The sequence below is a fragment of the Magnetococcales bacterium genome, from assembly GCA_015231925.1.
GTDB lineage: Bacteria > Pseudomonadota > Magnetococcia > Magnetococcales > JADGAQ01 > JADGAQ01.
Genome location: JADGAQ010000073.1, coordinates 1 through 19,250 on the forward strand (window position 1 = coordinate 1; position 19,250 = coordinate 19,250).

Consider the following 19,250-nt stretch of genomic DNA (forward strand, 5'->3'; position numbering starts at 1 on the left):
ACCGGATTGCAACGCGGCCAGGGGCCGAAAGATGGTGAATGTCAACACGCCCTAGTCAAACCAGGACCGGGTGGGGAATCCCATCTGGTTCCCCGTGGCTACCGGAACATTCCAGGATGGGCGGTGTTCAATCGCATCGATTGCCGCCCTTCTCTCCGGAGAGCAGGTGCAGGAAACGCTCCGCAACACCGTCCACGCCGTAGCGGGCCAGGGCCCATTCCCGACCGTTCTCCCGGATCTCGGCCCAGCGCGGTTTTTCCTCCAGCAAGCGGTTCAGACATCCCACCGGATCTTCCAGATCGATGGGAATGTAATGGCGCCACCCTTCCGGCCTATCAGGCAGGTGAAAGCCATATTTTTCCATGTCGAGGTGAAAGGTCAGACATCCCGCCGCCAGCGACTCCCAGAAGCGAAAGCTGTCCCACCGCAAAACCACCGGCTCCTTTTCAAAGCGGAAGTTGGCGAACTTGGCTCGCATGTTGCGGAAATAGGGGCTTTTGGTGTAGTCCACGAAGAAGTCGCCGCCATAGGCCAGACAACCCAAAGAGGATTCCAGCCGGGCGAAATGCTCCTCCTGAAAGTGGTCACTCTCCTGGAGATTGCCCGTCGAAGGGGAGAGGTTGCGGTCCACGGTGAAATGACGTTCCAGAAGGGGCACGAAGCTCAAGTCCAGGGCGTGGCGCAGCCCTTGGGAGAGCGAAGGTCGGAAATTACGCAGCAGGACGGGTCGTCGGGCCGGTCCCTGGGGGATGGCGCGGGTGCGCCGCTCGGTTTCGGCGGAGAGGCCGAAGGGCCAGGGATAACGATTGCCGGTAATCTTCAGAAAGCGGTTTTCATGGGAGACCAGACAGAGTATATCGCTTTCGGGAAAAAGGTCGTTGACGTTGTCGGCCATGCACAGGATCAATTTATGTGGCGTGGGGTAGGCCTCGACGATTTTGACCAGTTCGGGGGAAACGACGGAAATGGCGAAGATGTAGACACACTCTCCCACGGCGTGGATGGAGCGGTTGGTGAACGTGGGGGAGAGGATGTTGCTGTATAGGGGGAAGCCGCGTCGCGCCAAACCCGCGGCCAGCGCCAGAGCGGCATGGGAAAAGAAGGTGGTTTTGCCTTCGTGAAAATAAAAATAGACCCCGTGCCGACGCAGATGCTCGATGCCGACCTTCATGGGACCTCGGGGTTCGTTTCGAGGGTGACACGGAGGGTGTCTCCGGGGCGGGCTCCGAAACGGTCGGCGGCGCTGCCCTGATTGACCACGATTTCCAGGGTGTCGAAGCTGCCGATCAGACATCCCGCTTCCCCCGGTGGCAGACTGGAAAAGGTGTCGACCAGTCCGCGACAGGAGCCGTTGCCCACCTGGCAGCGCAATGTTTCTCCTCCGAGGTGTTCTCCCGGCAGTGCGGTGATCAGGTTGCCGAAGTGATCGATCAGCATGATCTCCGTCTCCCAACCCCCGTCGATGACCCGCCAGCCGGCATCCGCCAGCCTGACCATATCGCTGACGGGAGAGCCCAGTTCTTCCAGGGGGGTGCCGTGGAGCAACCGGGAGGCGAGGAGGGGAAAGTGGTCCCGTCCGCGAAAGGTCCGCGATGCCCCCGAAACAGGAAGGGCATCCAGAGCGTAGACCCGGATACCTTCCTGACAGAAGAGTGAAGAGAAAAGGCCGTTGTCGGGACCGATAAAGAGGGTCTCTCCCCGGGAGAGGCCCAGCACGCGGCGGCAACTGCCGATGCCGGGGTCGACGATGCCCAGCCACAAGGCCCGGCGGGGCATGTGCGGCAGGCAGCGCCCGATCAACCAGGAACCCGTCCTGATGGCGAAGGGGGGCAGGTCATGACAGAGATCGATGACGGGCACTCCGGGAACCAGGGCGTACAAACGCCCCTTGACCTCTCCGACATAGGGATCCCGGAGGCCGAAATCGGTGAGCAGTACGATCGGCGGATAACCTGCCGCCCTGTCAGGAGGGGATGCGTTGCTCATTGGCCTGGCGCAGATCCTCTTCGACACTCTCCCGATCGATCCACCATTCGTTTCCGGCCATGCGTTCCAGAACGATCATGACCACGGAGATGAAATGGTCCGGATCATCGAGCTTGCGCTCCTTGATCCAACTCTGAAAGGCGGCATTGTCCACAGTGGGGTCCGGTACCTGAAGGTATTCGAACATCTGTTGCACATGGGCCATGGCCAGAGCCCGCTCCGGATGATTGGGGGTGCGGTGGCGGCTGAGGAGGTTGGCCATGGCGACGATGGAGCCGGAGACTTCGTGACTCGGGCCGAAGCGGACCAGAATCCGGAAGAGTACCGCCGTCAAATCGGCCACGGGGATTTCGGTTTTCAAACCCAGCCAGACGGCCTGGGCCAGGGCCTGGTTGGCGCGGGGATCCTTCTCCCGGGCGGCCATGCGGATCAGGGTTTGGAAGGCCTCTTCCCAATGACCGTTACGGGAATGGGTCAAGGAAAGATTGGACAGCAGGGTCCAGTTCTCCTCGCCGCGAGGGGCCTGTTCGCCTCCCGCTTCCGGAGAGGAATCGGCGCCGTTGCCTCCCTTTTTGGGATCATGCATGAATATCGCTCCTAAAGGTTCGAGTCGTCGGGGGTTGGCACCGTCGGGGAGTGGGAAGGAGCAGCCCCTTCCGTGCGCCCGTAGCGGTCCCGGAAACGGATGATATCGTCTTCACCCAGGTAACTTCCCGTCTGGACTTCGATGACCTCCAGCGGGATGAGGCCCGGATTGGCCAGGGCGTGATGGGTGCCCAGGGAAATATAGGTGGATTGATCCTCCGTCAGGATGAAGGTTTCCTGTCCGCGGGTTACCCGTGCGGTGCCCTTGACCACCACCCAATGTTCGGCCCGGTGGTGATGCATTTGCAAGGAGAGTTCGGCCCCGGGCTTCACGGTGATGCGTTTCACTTGAGAGCGTTCGGTGCGATAAATCGTTTCGTAGTGTCCCCAGGGGCGATAGACCACACGGTGGCAAACAGCCTCCATGCGGGCGCGTTGCCGCAGGGCCTGAGGCAGTCGCTTGATCTCCTGGGCCCGGTCCATCGGGGCCACCAGGACGGCATCGCCGGTTTCGATCACCACCATGTTGTTCAAACCCAGGGTGGCCAGGAGACGGTGTTCGCTGCGCAGGTAGCAGTTGGTGGTGTCCATGGCCAGCACATCGCCCCGCACGGCATTGCCCGAGGGGTTTCGCCGGTCCACTCCCCAGAGGGAGTTGAAGGAGCCGACATCGCTCCAGGCGGCGGCCAGGGGCACCACGGCGGCCCGATCGGTCCTCTCGAAGAGGGCGTGATCGAGGGAGATGGAGGGCACGTGCAAAAAAGGTTCCCGTGGCAGGCGGATGAAATCGAGATCACGGGTCGCGGTGGAGAGGGCATCCCGGCAGAGGCGAAGCACCTCGGGGGCGTGACGCGCCATCTCCTCCAGGAAGAGGCCGATGGGAAAGAGGAACATGCCGGAGTTCCACAAAAACTGACCGCTTTGCAGGAAGGCTTCGGCGGTGGGGAGATCGGGTTTTTCCACGAAGCGGGCGATGGCTCGGGCGGTGTCGGGAGCCGGGGCGGGCAGGGAAGCCCCCTTCTGGATATAGCCGAAGCCGGTTTCCGCATGACCGGGAACCACGCCGAAGGTGACCAGATAACCGGCGGACGCGGTGGTTGCCGCTTGATCCATCGCCTGTTGGAAGGCTGCTTCGTCCCCGATGACGTGATCGGCGGGCAACACGAGAAGAAGGGCATCCGGAAAGCGTTCCGCAAGGTGCAACGCCGCTGTGGCGACCGCCGGGGCGGTATTGCGTCCCTCGGGTTCCAGCAGAATGCCCAACGGCTCGATCCCGGCGTCGCGAGCCTGTTCCGCCACCAGAAAGCGGTGCCCCTGGTTGCACACCAACAGAGGCGGGGAGATGCCCGCGATATGGGAGGTGCGTTTCAGCGTACTCTGAAAGAGGGAGTGTTCTTCCAGAACCGGCAGGAACTGCTTCGGATAGTGTTCCCTGGAAAGAGGCCAGAGCCGGGTACCGGAGCCTCCGCTCAAGATGACGGGAATGAACAAGGCCTCTCTCCGTAAATCCTGTGGTTTCGACGGTCAGGGGGACAGTCTGGCGTGGCGTGAGCGCACAGGTCAAGACACCACGGTGCTTCCGGGATGGAATAACGATTTTTCCGATGATTTTTTCGTCGCGTGAGTTACCCTGCTTAGCGCTGTGGAGGATCGTTTGTTCCCATGAATGGAATGGCCATTCCGCACCAAGAGGATGGATGTCATGGATTGGAAAAAGACGCTGTTGCAGAAGATCGCCGATCGCCGGGCGGTGGTGGGCATCGTCGGTCTCGGTTATGTGGGGTTGCCCCTGGTATTCCGGTTTCTCGAAGTGGGTTTCCGGGTCGTCGGCTTCGATGTGGACGAGCGCAAGGTGGAGATGCTGCACCGGGGAGAGGGCTACATTGCCCATCTGGATGTGTCGGGGCTGCCGGCCCAGGCGACTGCCGGGAACTTTCGGGCCACCAGCGACTTTTCCCTGGCTTCTCAGGTTGATGCCGTTCTGCTTTGCGTTCCCACGCCCCTGAATCGCAACCGGGAGCCGGATCTCTCCTTCGTGATGCAGTCCACCCTGGCGGTTCTGCCCCACATGACACCGGGCAGTCTGCTCTCCCTGGAAAGCACCACCTATCCGGGCACCACGGAGGAGTTGTTGCGCCCGGCGGTGGAAAAACGGGGTTTTCGCATCGGGGAGGACTTTTTCCTGGTTTTCTCTCCTGAAAGGGAGGATCCGGGCAATAAGGGATTTTCCACCCATACCATTCCCAAGGTCTGCGGGGGAACCACTCCGGCCTGTCTGGAGGTGGGGTGCGCTCTCTATTCCGGGGTGATCGAGAAGGTGGTGCCGGTCTCTTCCACAGCGGCGGCGGAGATGACCAAGATTCTGGAAAATACCTATCGTGCGGTCAATATCGCCCTGGTCAACGAGTTGAAAATGGTGGCGGACCGCATGGGGCTGGATATCTTCGAGGTGATCAAGGCGGCGGCGACCAAGCCCTTCGGCTTTGCCCCCTTCTTCCCCGGACCGGGTCTGGGTGGGCATTGCATTCCCATCGATCCCTTCTATCTGACCTGGAAGGCCAGGGAATACGACATCAACACCCGGTTCATCGAACTGGCCGGAGAGGTCAATACCTCGATGCCGGATTATGTGATTCACAAGGTGATACACGCCTTGAATCACCACCGCAAGCCGGTCAAAGGCAGCCGTATTCTGCTGTTGGGCATTGCCTACAAAAAGAACGTCGACGATATGCGGGAGTCGCCCAGCCTGTTGCTGATGGAGCGGCTTCTGGGATTGGGAGCGGAGGTGGATTATGCCGATCCCCACGTTCCCTCGCTGCGGGCGACGCGGGCTTATGATTTTCGCAAACAGTCCGTGGCGGTCGGGGAGGATGTTTCCAGCTATGACTGTGTGCTGGTGGCCACCGATCATGACCTGTTCGACTGGGATTTGATCTGTCGGAAAGCCAGGCTGATCGTGGATGCGCGGGGACGCTTCGTCGCGGACGGAAATCGCATCTGGCGGGCCTGATGGTTGGTTTGGGGATCAAACGCAACGGCTAGAAGAAGAGGCGGGTGAGGCATGGCGAACGTGGTGGTAGTCGGGAGTCAGTGGGGAGACGAGGGAAAGGGCAAGATTGTCGATTTGTTGACCCGAAAGGCGCAGGTGGTGGTGCGTTTTCAGGGTGGACATAATGCAGGCCATACTCTGGTGATAGATGGAAAGAAATATATCCTCCATCTGATACCTTCCGGTATTTTACATGCCGGAACGACCTGTATTATCGGGAACGGGGTTGTCCTGGATCCCCTGGCCCTTCTTGACGAGATCAAGGAGTTGGCCCATATGGGCGTCTCCGTCAGTGGCTCCAGCCTGAAGATCTCTCCCCTGACCAATCTGATCCTTCCCTATCATCAGGCCCTCGATCTGGCCCGGGAAAAACGCAAGGGCAAGGGCAAAATCGGCACCACCGGGCGTGGCATCGGACCGGCCTACGAAGACAAGGTGGCCCGTCGTGGCATCCGGGTGGGCGATCTGTTCAATCGGGAACTCTTCGAGACCAAGCTGAGAGAGAATCTGGCCTTCCACAACTTCATGCTGGAAAACTACTTCAACGCGGAAACCTTCCAGTTCGAGGCCGTGCGCAACGATTATCTGCGCATGGGGGAGAGTCTGGCCCCCTATGTGGACGATGTCAGTCTCTATCTGGATCGTGCCATGCAGGCGGGGCAGTCGATTCTTTTCGAAGGGGCCCAGGGAACCATGCTCGATGTGGAACATGGAACCTATCCCTACGTGACCTCTTCCACCACCGTATCGGCCAATGCGGCCAGCGGTTCCGGGGTAGGGCCCGGACGGGTCGGTTACGTGTTGGGTATTTTCAAGGCCTATACCACGCGAGTGGGCGGTGGTCCCTTCCCTACGGAACTGCATGACGATATCGGGGCCCATTTGAGTCGGGTCGGTCATGAGTTCGGTGCGACCACGGGTCGGGCCAGGCGGTGTGGGTGGTTTGACGCCGTGGTGGCCCGCCATGCGGCTCGGGTCAACGGTCTGGACGGGGTTGTGGTCACCAAGCTCGATGTCTTCGATGGCCTGGAGCGGCTCTCCATCTGTACCGGTTATACCCGAAACGGCCAGCGACTGGATACGGTGCCCAGCGATATCTCCGTGCTGGAACAGTGCGTTCCGATTTACGAAGAGATGCCCGGTTGGTCGGGAACCACCCAGGGTTGCGCCTCGATGGAACAACTGCCGGTAGAGGCCCGCAACTACCTTTCCCGGCTCGAAGAGTTGGTGGGGGTTCCGGTGGTGATTGTCTCCACCGGCCAGGATCGGCGGGATACCATCGTTTTGAGAGACCCCTTCGAAGGCTGAAATAGTGGTGGGCGAAGGACCCGGTATCGTGCCGGGTCCTTCGGATCGATCGTGTTCATGTGTTCGGCTCTGCCACCGGTTGGCCGGAGTGGGCCGCGATCAGTCGGGCGACGCCGTTGCCGAGCCGAGTGGCCTTACCGCGCAGATGGTCCCACAGCGAATTTCCCTTCCGATCCCGAACGCCCACCTCCGCATTGGCCTGCAACAACAGGCGCACGCTGTCCAGTTGGTCCCTCAAGGCGGCGTGCAGGAGAGGGGTCCAGCCGTCTTCGTCCGCTGAATTCACCGAAGCGCCCCAGGTCAGCAAGGCCGAAACGATTTGGGTGTAGCCCCTTTGGGCGGCCAGAGTCAGAGGGGTCGAGCCGTTTCGGTCCACCTGGTTCACCCTGGCGCCTGCACGAAGCAGAATCGTCACGGTTTCGTCGTGTCCCTGTTCGGTTGCAAGAAGAAGGGGAGTGTTGCCGCGCCGGTCAGTCGAATCAACCTTGGCTCCATGAGCGAGAAGCAGGTTGACCATGCGCCAGTCTCCGTTGGTGGCAGCCAAGGCCAGGGGAGATCGCCCTTGGACATCGGTGCGATTGACCGAGGCGCCAAGTGCCAGCAGGCGGGTGGCTACCGGAAGCCGTCCGTACCGAACCGCCAGGTCGAGAGGGGTGACACCCTGACGTGTGGCGCCGTCCACCACGGCCCCCTTGGACAGAAGGATATCGACGATTTCGCCGTAACCCTCCTGAGCCGCCAGGTGCAGGGCTGTCCATCCCTGGGCGTTTCGGGCCTTCGGGCTGGCGCCGGCGTCGAGAAGCAGGGTGATCATCGACCGGTTGCCCTCTTCGGCGGCCCACATCAGAGGGGTCATGTTGGCGATGCCGACAGTGTCCGGCAGCAGGCCACTCCCGAGCAGGCGACGGATTTCGGGGAGATTGCCGTCGAGAGTGGCCAGGGAAAGTTTATGCCCTTCGGAGGCGGAAAAAGCTGCCGGGGAAGCAAGGCCGAGGCCGGGACCGGTCAACAATAAACCGGCGATCAGGGAGGAAGCGAGAATTGATTTGTTCATTTTGATCTCCTGGTATGAGGACACGGAAAACGTCTCCTTACCCTTGAATGGACTCGGAGCGGAGGGGGAAGGTTCATTAGGAAACGCTAATATTTTGTAAAAAGATGTAACGCTCCGGCTTTGGCGCCGGCAGTTACCGGGAAAAATGGTTCAGGAGTTGCATTCGTTAAAGGGCCCCCCCGAAGGGGGGTGTCTCGAAACGGAGCCATAGACCTTTGCACTTATATGGAAAAGAGGGTATCTTGCTGGCCAGTCTATTCATAGATGCGAAAGTGGTGCCCCGTTGAAGTGGCCGTAAAATAAGGGGATGGGTCGTTCTGCCTGGGAAACGGGCTCAAGGGGATAGTGTCAGTAGCGAATGGGTGCTGAAATCGCTGCGTAAAAAAGCCATGGTTGGCGGGTTGCCTGCTTGGGGGTAGATATATGAGATCACGTTGGGTCCTGATTGGTCTGATGCTGGCTACTGGGGTGATGGCCGGATGCGAATCCGTTCCCAAAGACACCCCTACCACCTTGTCCAACCTGAAGGCGACCCATCAGGAGCTGTCCAAGTCGGACGAGTCCAGTAAGGGAGTGCTCCAAGAGGTTGTCAGCGATGTCAAGAACGTGGCGGCGCTTCCCATCCGGGAGGATACCCACAAGGCACTCGTCAGTCAGGATGAGTACTTCGAAAACCGCGTGGGAGCCCTGAGGCGGGATCTGGAAAAAGGTGGTGCCCAGCCGCCTATGCCGGAACCGGTTGCACCCTCCTTCAATCCTCTGGAAGGAGTGACCATCTCCTTGGAAATGGACCGGGAGGACGTGCGTCACGTCTTCCAGGCATTGGCCAAGATGACCAGCATGAACCTGTTGCTGCAGCCGGATATGCTGCAGAATCCGCCCATCGTCAGCGTCAGTTTCCATAACACGGATGCCGCTCAGGTGTTCCAGTATCTTCTGGAGTTGGCGGACCTGGACGGGTCGGTGAACGGCAACGTGTTGCGGGTTGGCCTGATGAAGGAGGCCACCCTTGACCTGGACTTCCTGGAGTCCAACATACAATCCAGCTTCACCGTCGGCGGTGATGTGATGGGAGCCGGTGGCAATGCCACGGGGGGTAACCAACCCTTGTCGGGCAAGTTTACGATTACCGGTTCCGGTCCCCAGAACAACAATCCCTATTCTGTGGTTGAAACTATAGTCGCCGGTGTTGTCCAGGGTAAGGGAACCTTCAACATCAACCGCATGTCGGGTACCCTCTATTTGCGTGCCCGACCCTCCGTGGTCAAAACGGTGACCAGTTTGATCAATCGCTATAAGGATGTGCTGAACCGGCAGATTCTTATAGAAGCCCGGATCATGGAGGTGCAGCTTGGTGACGCCTTCTCGGCCGGTGTGGACTGGGTGGCGTTGCGCAACAATCTGGCCCTGGCGTATGGAGCCAGCCGGAGTGTAACCCTCGGTGGAGCGATTCCTCTTACGGCAGACGGCATTCTGAAACAGGGGGGCAGTACGACGGCACCGACCATCACGGTGGGGACAAGCACTGCAACTGCCGGGGCCACCGCTGCCTACGCTTTTGCAACCGGCACCGCCGTTGTTAATTTGCTCAAGACTTATGGCAACGTGCAGGTTCTTTCCAATCCCAGTTTGCGCGCCAAACACGGCCAGCCCTCTATGATCAGCGTTGGGCAGACCTCGACCTATGTGCGCAACCAGAAAGTGACCATCAACGGCACAGGGACCAATGTCCAGGTTACCTCGGACGTGACAACGGATACGGTATTCAACGGCTTGGTGATCGGCGTGGTTCCTTTCATCGGAGATGACGGCACCATCAATCTCAGTATCCACCCCATTCAGAGCGCGGTGGATTCGGCTTCGCTTGTTCCCCAGGACGTCGGAGGGGCTGGGACTGGAAAAGTCTCCCTGGTTCAGGTCGACCTCAAGGAGCTGAGTACCACGTTGCAGTTGCGCAACAACGATACGGTCCTGCTGGGCGGGTTGATTGATAAGGGTAAATCGACTTCCCGTTCGGGGGTGCCCATTCTTTCGGAAATTCCGTTTTTCGGGCGTGTTTTCACCAACAATTCGGAACGCGAAGCCTCCCGTGAATTGGTCCTCATGCTGAAGGTATCGATTCTATGAGCGTCATGTCTCGTGCCTTGAACAAGGCAAGCTCCGGGATGCCCGGAGGGGGTGCCGTCGGGGGGGGAAGGTTGGGTGAAGAGGGACTTTCCCTGAAGACCAAAATCTCGGCTGGGTTGCTGGTTCTGGCGGTCGTTGCCGGAGGGGCGTCCTGGAAGATGGGTCTTTTCGACCAGGTGAGCGGCAAATCCGATAGCGCGGCGGCTCTGAGAGGTGAAACTGCGGCGGCTGCACCTCCTCAAGCAGTGCAACCTCGGCCGGTTGCGACAAAAGTCGAGGGCGGAAGCGCACCTGTTGCAGCCGCTCCAACGGTTCAGTCCCCAGCCGCTCCGCCCGGACCCGTCGACGAGGCCTTGGCCGTGGCGGTTGCCGTGGCTGCCGGCAAGCCTGCCGCCGAAACGCCGGTCAAGGCTTCACCGGCTTCTGGCGACAAGGCTAAGGATGTGTTGGCTCTGCTGGCGGGTGAACCCAAGAAGGTTCCCGTACCTTTTCAGGTCGGCAAGGCGGCTGTAGATTCCGGAAAAACGGCCCAGGCGGAGGGCAAGCCCGCCGCAAAGAGTGCCGCGGAAAAACCGGATGCGGGCGAGCCGGTCAAGGCACCCTCCAAGGAGGGTGGTTCCAAGTTGGCCGATGATTCGACAGGTGGCGATGAGGGCGGAACCCAAAGCGACGCCAAGCGTAAAGTCGCTGAACGCATTCAACATTCCGCCAAACTGGTCAACCTCTTTTTCAAGAGCGTGCAGAGCGGCGAGCTCGGGCAAGCCGAAAAGCATCTGGTGGAGTTGGAAAAACAGCGTGGAGCCGACAACCCGTTCCTCCTCAATATGAGGGGCTTCTGGATGATTTCCCAGGGGCGCTATCAGGAGGCCTACCCCTATTTGGAACAGGTGCTGAAGCTGCAGCCGGGTAATCTGGAAGCCGGTACCAATATGGTTATGGTCGAAATTCAGACGGGGCGGAGAGAGGAAGCCCGCAAGCGTATTCAGGGGCTGCTTGGCCAGTATCCCGGAAACGAGCGGTTGCGCCGTCTGTTGATCGGGCTGCATTGAGGATTCCTCCGGCATCTTGGCAGCTCGGTTGCGGTAAGCGATAGCCGCATTCGTCAGGTGGATGCGGCGTTCGAAATGCCCAGGCTTCGCGAGGCGCTCCTGTCTGCCAAGAGGCGCTACGGGAAGTCATGATCGAAAGCACTATCATCCAGGCAGGAGCAACGTTGAAAGCAGAACAGGCGCAGCGTGAGGCCTATCTTGATTTTTTACGGCTGAGTCGAAATCCCTTCCCGGTCTCTCCTGACGCTGAAAATTTTTTTCTTCCTCAGCGTATCGATACCCTCATCACTGAAATCCTCCATTGTATTCAAACCCGCAAGGGCTTCATGATCCTGACGGGCGAGGTGGGGCTCGGCAAGACCACCATCAGTCGTCGGATACTGCGTAGCCTTGAGGAGACCCGTGTCGAGACGGCGCTGGTTTTCAACACCTTTGTTCAGGGTGCTGAACTTCTGGCGGAGATCAACCGGGATTTTGGCCTGGAGGCTCCCGAAGGCAGTTCGCTGTCCAAATTGATGGGGGATTTGAACAACTTCTTGTTGGAGAAGAACCTTCAGGGGATCAATTGCGCCATTCTGATTGACGATGCCCAAAATCTCAATCTGGAAAGCCTCGAACTGGTACGCATGATATCCAATTTCGAGGCCAATGCGGCAAAACTGGTGCAAATCCTCCTGATTGGTCAACCGGAGTTGTTGGACAAGCTCAACATGCACGAACTCCGGCAGCTTAAGAGCCGAATTGTCGTGCATGGCGAGGTGGTTCCCTATAATCTGGACGAGCTGAAACAATACATTCATTTCAAACTGCATTCCGTGGGGGGGAGTGGCTCGGTTACCATTCCCGAACGCGGTTTCCACTTGATGCACAAACTGACCCAGGGCAATCCCCGGCAGATCAACAACCTGATGGATCGTTGTTTGTACGGCCTGTTCGCCTACGGAACCAATGCTCTTGGTCCGAAGTTGATCCGGGAAGTGGCTCAGGAGGTTGGACTGCGCGTGCCTCAGAAATCATGGGAGAGTCACTGGAAGCGCCATGGGTTGGCGCTGGTGGGGCTCTCCCTGGGGCTGATGGCGATAATTTTTGCCGTGCACATATCCCGTGGCGGTGGTGGCAAGCCGGACGGGGAGAGTCGGGCTGTGCTGGAGCAGGCTCGCGGCGAGTTGGAAAAGGCTCGTCAGGAGAGGGAAAAGGCGGAAAAGGAGGCCGTTGCCGCCAAGGAGTTGCGTCAAAAAATTCAGGGGGAGGTTTCGGAACTGCGGGTTTCTCGGGATCGGGCCAACAAGCAGTTGGCAGAGGTGAAGGCGGCGCAGGAGGAGTCCTTGAAAGAGGTGGCCCGGGCTCGCATCGCCGAAGCCAAGGCTTTGACGGAAGCGGCCCAGTCCAGGAACAGCACGGCCACCGAGGTGGAGGCACAGGCGGTGACCCTGGCCAAGGCCCGCGCCAACCGGGAAAAGGCGGAACAGGAGGCGGCCCAGCAGAGCCGGGCCATTCAGGAGGCCGAGGAACGGGTGCGCTTGCAGGGGCAGGCATTGGATCAGGCACTTGCGGCTCAGGCGGGTGCGGAAGAGAGGGCTCGTCGCGCCGAAGGGGCTTTGGACCTGATGCAGCGGCAGGTCAAGGAACAGGCTCTCGCCCTGGAAGAGGCCAACAAGGCCCGCGAAGCGGCCCGGGAAGAGTCGCAGCAGACCCGGAAGCTGCTTACCCAGGTTCAGGAGAGCGCCAAAAGGCAGGAGCAGGAGACCAAAGCCCAAGCCGAAGCGTTGCGTCAGGCCAAAGAGGCCATGGAGAAGGATCTGGCCCAGGCCAAACAGAGTCTGGATTCGCTGCAAGCGACTCGGGAAGAGACCCGCAAACGCCTGGAGAGTGTTGAAAAGGAGGCCTCCGAAAGGCTGCGCAAGCTGGCTCAGGAACGTCAGGAGGCCGAAACGGCGCTGCAGACGGCTCGCCAGGAGGCGGAGCAGTCGCGGGTGAACCTGGAAGCCAAAGTGACCCAGGAGCAGGAAAAGGCCAAAGAGGTGGTTGCCCAGGCCGAAGCGGGACGCAAGAAGGCCGAAGAGGAGAGCCGCCGCAGGGAAGAGGAGTTGCGCAGGAAAGAGCAGGAGCTGGCCCGGCTGAAGGAAGAGGCGGAAAAAGCCCTGGTCCAGGCCAAAACCGCCCAGGATCGGGCGACGAAGGAGATGGAACAGGCGGGCGGTTCAGTCGACAAAAAAGATGCGGCACGGGAAGAGTCGTTGCGTCGTGTCAAAGAAGAGGCCGATCTCCAGATCACTCAGGCCCGGGAAAGACTGGATCAGGCCCGGAAAGAGCTGCAGGCAGCTCGCGAGGAGTCGCGCATCCTGGTTGTCAAGGAGGGAACGGCCCGGGTTCCGGACGAAGTGGTGGCGTTCATGAAGGACTATGGAGTGGAGTCGCTGGCTCCGGCGCTTCATCTGGCCCTGCAGACCGGCTGGCTGGAAGGTGTGGCCCGGCAAATCGGCGCCGCATCGGCATTGCGTCTGGTGGTGTTGGCGCATCCCTCAGCGGAAGTCAGTCGGGAGTATCGGACCCTCCCCTGGAAGGTTCCGGGTTTGGGAATGCGCCATTTGCTGCTTTGGAAAGCCCCTTTCTGGGTCGAAACCTTCCACTTCGCCGCATCCGGGCCGGAAATCGGACTTTTGCAAAGTCAGTTGAAACAGCTCGGCTATTATGATCAGGAAGTGGATAATATCGTCGGGCGTGGTACCATGAGAGCGGTGCGGGCCTTCCAGCAAAAATCCGGCCTGGAGCCGACGGGCGTGGCCGATGCCGCGACCCAGTTTTTCTTGAGCCGATTGGCGGCCAAAGCGCCGCATGCCGCTGGCAAGGGCGGGGGGAAAAGCACTTCCGACAAGGCTTCCCCGGTCCAGGAGTTGCGGGAGGAGAATCCCTGGACCGTTCAGGTGGGCAGTTTCGCCCAGGAACAGGATGCTCGCCCGTTGCTGAGGCGTTTGAAGGAGGGGGGCTACGCCAGTTTCATGCAAACGGTGCTGGCCCAGCTTCCGGAACAACCGCCCTGGGTGGCCGTGAGAGTCGGGACCTATCGAACCCGCGAGGAAGCTGAAGAAATTGCCCGAAACTTGCAAGCTCAATTTGCCCTGGATGGCATTGTTTTACAGATTTGGCCTTTGAAAGAAGTGCCACAATAGTGGATGCTGTATCGTCTCCGACACGCTTTTCCGGTGGGAACAAACCGGCATGCCGGCATCGACCGGAAGTGGATGTGTCGTAACCGTTATTCTGATCTTCCTTTGTCGAGGACAACATGGCCGAGCCGGAAAAACGTAAGCCTTTAGGTGTGCTGTTGCAGGAGAAGGGGCTCATCACGCCGGCACACATCGAACTGGCCCTGCAGGACCAGAAGATCACCCGGGAAAAGGTCGGTGAAATTCTGGAGAGGTTGGGTTTCGTCTCCCAGTTTGACGTGGCCACGACCATCGCCGATCAGGATAAGAGGCCCTACCGGGATGTGGATCAGGTGCGTCCCAAGGACCAGACCTTGCGTCTGTTCAATATGAACCTCTGCCTGACCAACCATTTCCTGCCCATCGAACATGGCGACGGCAAAATCGAGATTATTGCCGCCAACGAGGATATGGATAGTCTGGAGCGTCTCATCTCCCGCAATACCGGTCTGAAACCGGTCTTCTTCCAGGGGGAGCGGGGCAAACTGCACAATGCCATCCAGTACTTCTACTACTTCCTGGAAAACCCGGTCGAGAAGTTGATCGAACGGGAGATTCAGCTGTTGAGTGCCGATGTCGACGATGTCCGCTCGGTGGAACCGTTCGTCAACGGCTTGTTGCAGTTGGCCGTGAAAAACCGTGCCTCGGATATTCACATCCGGCCCATGGACCGTTCGATCAGTGTCGCCTTCCGGGTGGACGGTGTGATGCGGGCCATGTTTGCGCTGCCGCCGAACTTCCGCCGCCTGATCACCAACCTCAAAATGAAATCGGACATGGATATCGCCGAACAGCGTCTGCCCCAGGACGGCAGCTTTTCGGCCACCATCCTCAACAACCACTACGACTTTCGTACTTCCACCACCGTAAGCGCCTACGGCGAAAACATGGTGATGCGCCTACTGCCCATGCGCAGCGACTTCATGGGTATGGCGCAGCTCGGCTTTGACCGGGCCGATATCGATCTGCTGACCCAGATCTTCAACGAACCCTACGGCATCGTACTTTTGACCGGTCCAACCGGTTCGGGAAAGACCACCACCCTCTACGCGGCGGTGCGCGCCCTGAACCTGACGGAAAAGAACGTGCTGACGGTCGAAAACCCGATCGAATACCGCATTCCCCTGGTGCGGCAGACCCAGATCAACGTCAAGGCGGGATACACTTTCGCCAGCGCCATTCGTCACTTCCTGCGCCATGACCCGGACGTGATCCTGGTCGGTGAAATCCGTGACAAGGAGACCGCCGAAACGGCCATCTCCGCCTCCGAAACGGGCCATCTGGTGCTGTCGACCCTGCACACCAACACCGCCTTCGGCGCCCTGCCCCGTTTCCGCTCTCTGGGGGTGCCTTCCTTCATGCTGGCCGATTCGCTGGTTGGTGTGGTCAGCCAGCGGCTGGTGCGGAAGATCTGCCCGCATTGCAAGGAGGAGTATCGCCCCAGCGAAGAGGATTTGGACTATCTCGGGGATCGGACCATCAAGGTGCTCTATCGTGGCAAAGGCTGCGAGACTTGTCACAACACAGGCTTTTATGGCCGAACCCTGATCTACGAGGTCTTGCGTAGCGACCCCGCGCTGGCGGTGTTGATCGGCAAGGATGCCACCCAGGATGAGATGATCAAACTGGCGCGGGAAAATGGCTTCCGGGAAATCAAACACTCCGCCCTGACCAAGGTCAAGCGGGGAGAAGTTTCGGTTGCGGAAGTGGTTCGGGCCCTCGGTTATTAACTGGAATTATCATGGCACTCTTTCATTACAAGCTCATCGAAAAAGAGGGCAAGGCAAAGACCGGCCTGATCAATTTACCTTTCGACAGCCCGGTTTCGGCCTCGAACTACCTGGAATCGAAGGGTGGCATCGTTGTTTATGCCATACCGGTGCATCCCTATTTGACGGCAATCGTCTCGGGAGTCAGCCGCTTTTTCGAGCAGCCGGTCAAACGCACTGAGCTGGCGGAAGCCCTCAACAACGTCAGCGTCATGCTCAAGGCCGGTTTGCCCTTGTTGAGCGCCATCAAGGATGCGGTGGTGGAGCATGAAAACCCCACCCTCTCCCGGGTGGGCAAGGAGCTGGTCATGCGCATCGAGGGCGGCGCGACCCTGGCGGAGGCGGCCAGAGCCTATCCTCGGGTTTTCCCCGATACCATGACCTTCCTCTTTCGTCTGGGTGAGGAGAGCGGCAGTTTGGACCGTACCATCCGGGACGCCTCCGAACATGAGATCAAGGTCGAAAAGATCTACAAAGACGTGAAGAAGGCCCTGACCTATCCGACGATCATTCTGATGGCAGTTTTGGGGGCCTTGCTCTTCTGGGTTATTTCGGTCATGCCGACCATGCAGAAGCTGTTTATCGCCATGAAGGTGACCCTGCCGCCGTTTACCACGATCACCATCGCGACCGTCACCTGGATTCTCGATAATGGCCTCTATATCGTGGTCGGACTTTTCACCACGATCGCCAGTATCACCTGGGCCTCCAAGAAATATCAACCTTTCCGAAAGGTGGTTCATGAGGTTCAGCTTAGATTGCCAGTATTAAAATTGGTCTTGGTGCAATTTAATCTGGCCTTCATCACGGCCTATTTAAGTCTCATGTTGAGGTCGGGAGTCGATGTGCTGCACTGCCTCAACGTCTTGAGTACCTCCCTGCCCAACGAAGTCTTCAAGTACAAATTGAAATACGTCGGAGAGCAGATTTTGCAGGGTATCTCTTTGAAGGATGCCTTCAGCAGCGTGGAGATGTTTCCCCGTTTTATCGTCCGCATGATCGGCGTGGGTGAGCAGAGCGGTCAGTTGAGCGAGCAGCTCGACTACATCGCCCGCGACTATCAGGCCCGCATGGATAGCATCGTGAAGAATATCAGTAACATCGTCGAACCGATTGTCTTGGGTATCGGCGGAACCTTGTTCGCCATTCTGGCGGTCGCCATGTTCTATCCCTTGATGCAGCTGGTTGGCAACGTCGGCAAGTAGTTCTTCGGCGGCCAGGTCATTCTTAAAAAGGGGTTCCTGTCGGAGCCCTTTTTTTTTGTTAAAGTTTCCATCCGTTTCTGCCGAAAAGAGTGACGCAGAAGACTCCAGAACCATGGGTGCGTGGTACTGGTTCCCGTACCGTGGGCCAGGGGTTTGGGAGCTTCCGTTTCACAAAGGGAAGGAGTAAGTCCATGTCAACATCATTCGTAATAAATCTTAATGATGGAAAGGCTTCTCAGTCAGAAAATCAACTTATGGGAAGGATCAAGCAATCGGCGAACAAGGTGCCGAAAGCCATGGAGGGTAAGACGTTCGAAGCTACCGGAATGGTTGCATCCCGGGCAAAGGGTTTTGCTGCGGAAGCCGTGAAGATCGATATCTCCGATCGCTCCGTGGAAAAGGGCCGGATCGTTCCGGCACCCCCCAAGTAGTCTTCGAAAGCCGGTCGGACGGGTCCGATGGCCGAAACCAGTGCGGTCATCGGATCCGGGCGGTATCCTCCATCCTCCCAGCCTGAAAATGCCTCCTGACAGGAACAATCGCCGTAAAGATCGGCGGGGTTCTTGACAGGAGGCCCTTCCCTTCTTACAGTCAGCCCAGGACGTTCTCCATTTGACCTTTGCCGATGGCTGGATGAGCATGGAAGAGGAATTCTACAGGATCAAACGGCTCCCCCCTTATGTCTTTGCGGTGGTTAACGAGCTGAAATCCGCCGCCCGCAACCGGGGGGAGGATATCATCGACTTCGGCATGGGCAATCCGGATCAGCCGACTCCGCAGCATATCGTGGATAAGCTGGTGGAAGCGGCGGGGCAGGGGCGCAACCATCGCTACTCCCTGTCGCGGGGTATCCTTGGCCTGCGTAAGGCCCTCTGCGGCTATTACAAACGCCGCTTCGACGTGGATCTCGATCCGGACAACGAGGCCATCGTGACCATCGGCTCCAAGGAGGGGATTTCCCACCTGGCTCTGGCCATTACCACTCCCGGTGACACGGTGCTGGTGCCCAACCCCACCTATCCGATCCACATGTACGCCTTTGTCCTGGCCGGGGCCGATATTCGCCATGTTCCCCTGTGTCCCGGTTACGACTTTTTCGAAGAGATGACCAAAGCGGTACAGGGTACCTGGCCGAAGCCCAAGATCCTGGTGATCAACTTTCCCAGCAATCCGACGGCGATGGTGGTGGACTTGTCGTTTTATGAAAAGGTGGTGGCTTTCGCCAAGGAGCATGATCTCATCGTGCTGTCCGATATCGCTTATGCCGAAATCTGTTTCGACGACTACCGTGCCCCCAGCATTCTGCAGGTTCCCGGGGCCAAGGATGTGGCGGTCGAGTTCTACACCCTTTCCAAGACCTACAACATGCCCGGATGGCGGGTGGGCTTCGCGGCGGGCAATCCCCGGCTGATCAAGGCCTTGTCCCGCATCAAGTCCTACCTGGATTACGGCATGTTCCAGCCCATCCAGATTGCGGCGGCCATCGCCCTCAACGGTCCCCAGGAGTGTGTGGAGCAGATCCGCCAGATATACGAGAACCGGCGCGATGTGCTGTTGGAGGGACTTTCCCGGGCCGGATGGGAGATTGACCGGCCCAAGGCCTCCATGTTCGTCTGGGCGCGCATTCCCGAGGAGCATCGCAAGCTGGGATCGCTGGAATTCACCAAGCTGCTGCTCAAGGAGGCCAAGGTGGCGGTCAGTCCGGGCATCGGTTTCGGGGCCCACGGCGATGACTATGTTCGCATTGCTCTCATCGAGAATGAAAATCGTACCCGGCAGGCCATTCGCAGTGTCAAGAAGTTCCTGCATGCCGGGGCTGACATCAGCCATTGACCGATGGACGGATGGGTAAGGTGTTAGGGCGTGTTGACATTTGCCAGATTTTGGTTCCTGGCAAGGCGCAAGACGG

Annotated in this window: 14 protein-coding genes; 9 read left to right on the top strand and 5 right to left on the bottom strand. The window is 59.0% G+C overall.

What is annotated here, in order from left to right; translation table 11 throughout:
- Positions 1 to 127: 127 nt before the first annotated feature.
- The 4 genes from HQL56_09690 to HQL56_09705 are packed head-to-tail and all read right to left on the bottom strand — an operon-like array spanning position 128 to position 4,062.
- Positions 128 to 1,171, bottom strand: a complete 1,044-nt coding sequence (locus HQL56_09690) for a glycosyltransferase family 1 protein (protein ID MBF0309788.1) — start codon at positions 1,169 to 1,171, stop codon at positions 128 to 130.
- Positions 1,168 to 1,986, bottom strand: coding sequence for an SAM-dependent chlorinase/fluorinase (locus HQL56_09695; protein ID MBF0309789.1), 819 nt, complete (start codon positions 1,984 to 1,986; stop codon positions 1,168 to 1,170). The genes HQL56_09690 and HQL56_09695 overlap by 4 nt, the downstream gene beginning before the upstream one ends.
- Positions 1,964 to 2,572 carry a hypothetical protein gene (locus tag HQL56_09700; GenBank protein MBF0309790.1) on the bottom strand — a complete coding sequence of 203 codons (609 nt, stop codon included), beginning with the start codon at positions 2,570 to 2,572 and terminating at the stop codon, positions 1,964 to 1,966. The genes HQL56_09695 and HQL56_09700 overlap by 23 nt, the downstream gene beginning before the upstream one ends.
- 11 nt (positions 2,573 to 2,583) lie before the next feature.
- Positions 2,584 to 4,062, bottom strand: coding sequence for a mannose-1-phosphate guanylyltransferase/mannose-6-phosphate isomerase (locus HQL56_09705; protein MBF0309791.1), 1,479 nt, complete (start codon positions 4,060 to 4,062; stop codon positions 2,584 to 2,586).
- 211 nt (positions 4,063 to 4,273) lie between these two features.
- On the opposite strand from HQL56_09705, the gene HQL56_09710 reads away from it, so the two are divergent.
- Together HQL56_09710 and HQL56_09715 are read left to right on the top strand one after the other, a co-directional pair.
- Positions 4,274 to 5,584, top strand: a complete 1,311-nt coding sequence (locus HQL56_09710) for a nucleotide sugar dehydrogenase (protein MBF0309792.1) — start codon at positions 4,274 to 4,276, stop codon at positions 5,582 to 5,584.
- Between the two features lie 51 nt (positions 5,585 to 5,635).
- Positions 5,636 to 6,931, top strand: a complete 1,296-nt coding sequence (locus HQL56_09715; protein ID MBF0309793.1) for an adenylosuccinate synthase — start codon at positions 5,636 to 5,638, stop codon at positions 6,929 to 6,931.
- Between the two features lie 55 nt (positions 6,932 to 6,986).
- Here the strand turns inward: HQL56_09715 and HQL56_09720 are convergent, their stop codons facing one another.
- Complete coding sequence (locus tag HQL56_09720) at positions 6,987 to 7,985, bottom strand: ankyrin repeat domain-containing protein (protein ID MBF0309794.1); 999 nt, start codon at positions 7,983 to 7,985, stop codon at positions 6,987 to 6,989.
- Between the two features lie 423 nt (positions 7,986 to 8,408).
- Between HQL56_09720 and mshL the strand changes: the two genes are divergently transcribed.
- The 7 genes from mshL (at position 8,409) to alaC (ending at position 19,174) form a co-directional block, all read left to right on the top strand.
- Entirely contained in the window at positions 8,409 to 10,112 is a 1,704-nt protein-coding gene (gene mshL, locus HQL56_09725) for a pilus (MSHA type) biogenesis protein MshL (GenBank protein ID MBF0309795.1), read from the top strand.
- On the top strand, positions 10,109 to 11,161 hold the full coding sequence (locus tag HQL56_09730) for a tetratricopeptide repeat protein (GenBank protein MBF0309796.1): 1,053 nt from the start codon (positions 10,109 to 10,111) through the stop codon (positions 11,159 to 11,161). Before mshL ends, HQL56_09730 begins: the two co-directional genes overlap by 4 nt.
- Positions 11,162 to 11,289: 128 nt before the next feature.
- Positions 11,290 to 14,331 carry an AAA family ATPase gene (locus tag HQL56_09735; GenBank protein MBF0309797.1) on the top strand — a complete coding sequence of 1,014 codons (3,042 nt, stop codon included), beginning with the start codon at positions 11,290 to 11,292 and terminating at the stop codon, positions 14,329 to 14,331.
- 116 nt (positions 14,332 to 14,447) lie between these two features.
- Positions 14,448 to 16,097 (top strand): type II/IV secretion system protein, encoded by a 1,650-nt coding sequence (locus HQL56_09740; GenBank protein MBF0309798.1) that lies wholly within the window; start codon positions 14,448 to 14,450, stop codon positions 16,095 to 16,097.
- A gap of 11 nt (positions 16,098 to 16,108) precedes the next feature.
- Positions 16,109 to 17,341: a type II secretion system F family protein gene (locus HQL56_09745; protein MBF0309799.1), complete on the top strand. Its 1,233-nt coding sequence runs from the start codon at positions 16,109 to 16,111 to the stop codon at positions 17,339 to 17,341.
- 191 nt (positions 17,342 to 17,532) lie between these two features.
- Positions 17,533 to 17,772 carry a hypothetical protein gene (locus HQL56_09750; protein ID MBF0309800.1) on the top strand — a complete coding sequence of 80 codons (240 nt, stop codon included), beginning with the start codon at positions 17,533 to 17,535 and terminating at the stop codon, positions 17,770 to 17,772.
- 208 nt (positions 17,773 to 17,980) lie between these two features.
- Positions 17,981 to 19,174, top strand: coding sequence for an alanine transaminase (gene alaC / locus HQL56_09755; GenBank protein ID MBF0309801.1), 1,194 nt, complete (start codon positions 17,981 to 17,983; stop codon positions 19,172 to 19,174).
- Positions 19,175 to 19,250: the final 76 nt, after the last annotated feature.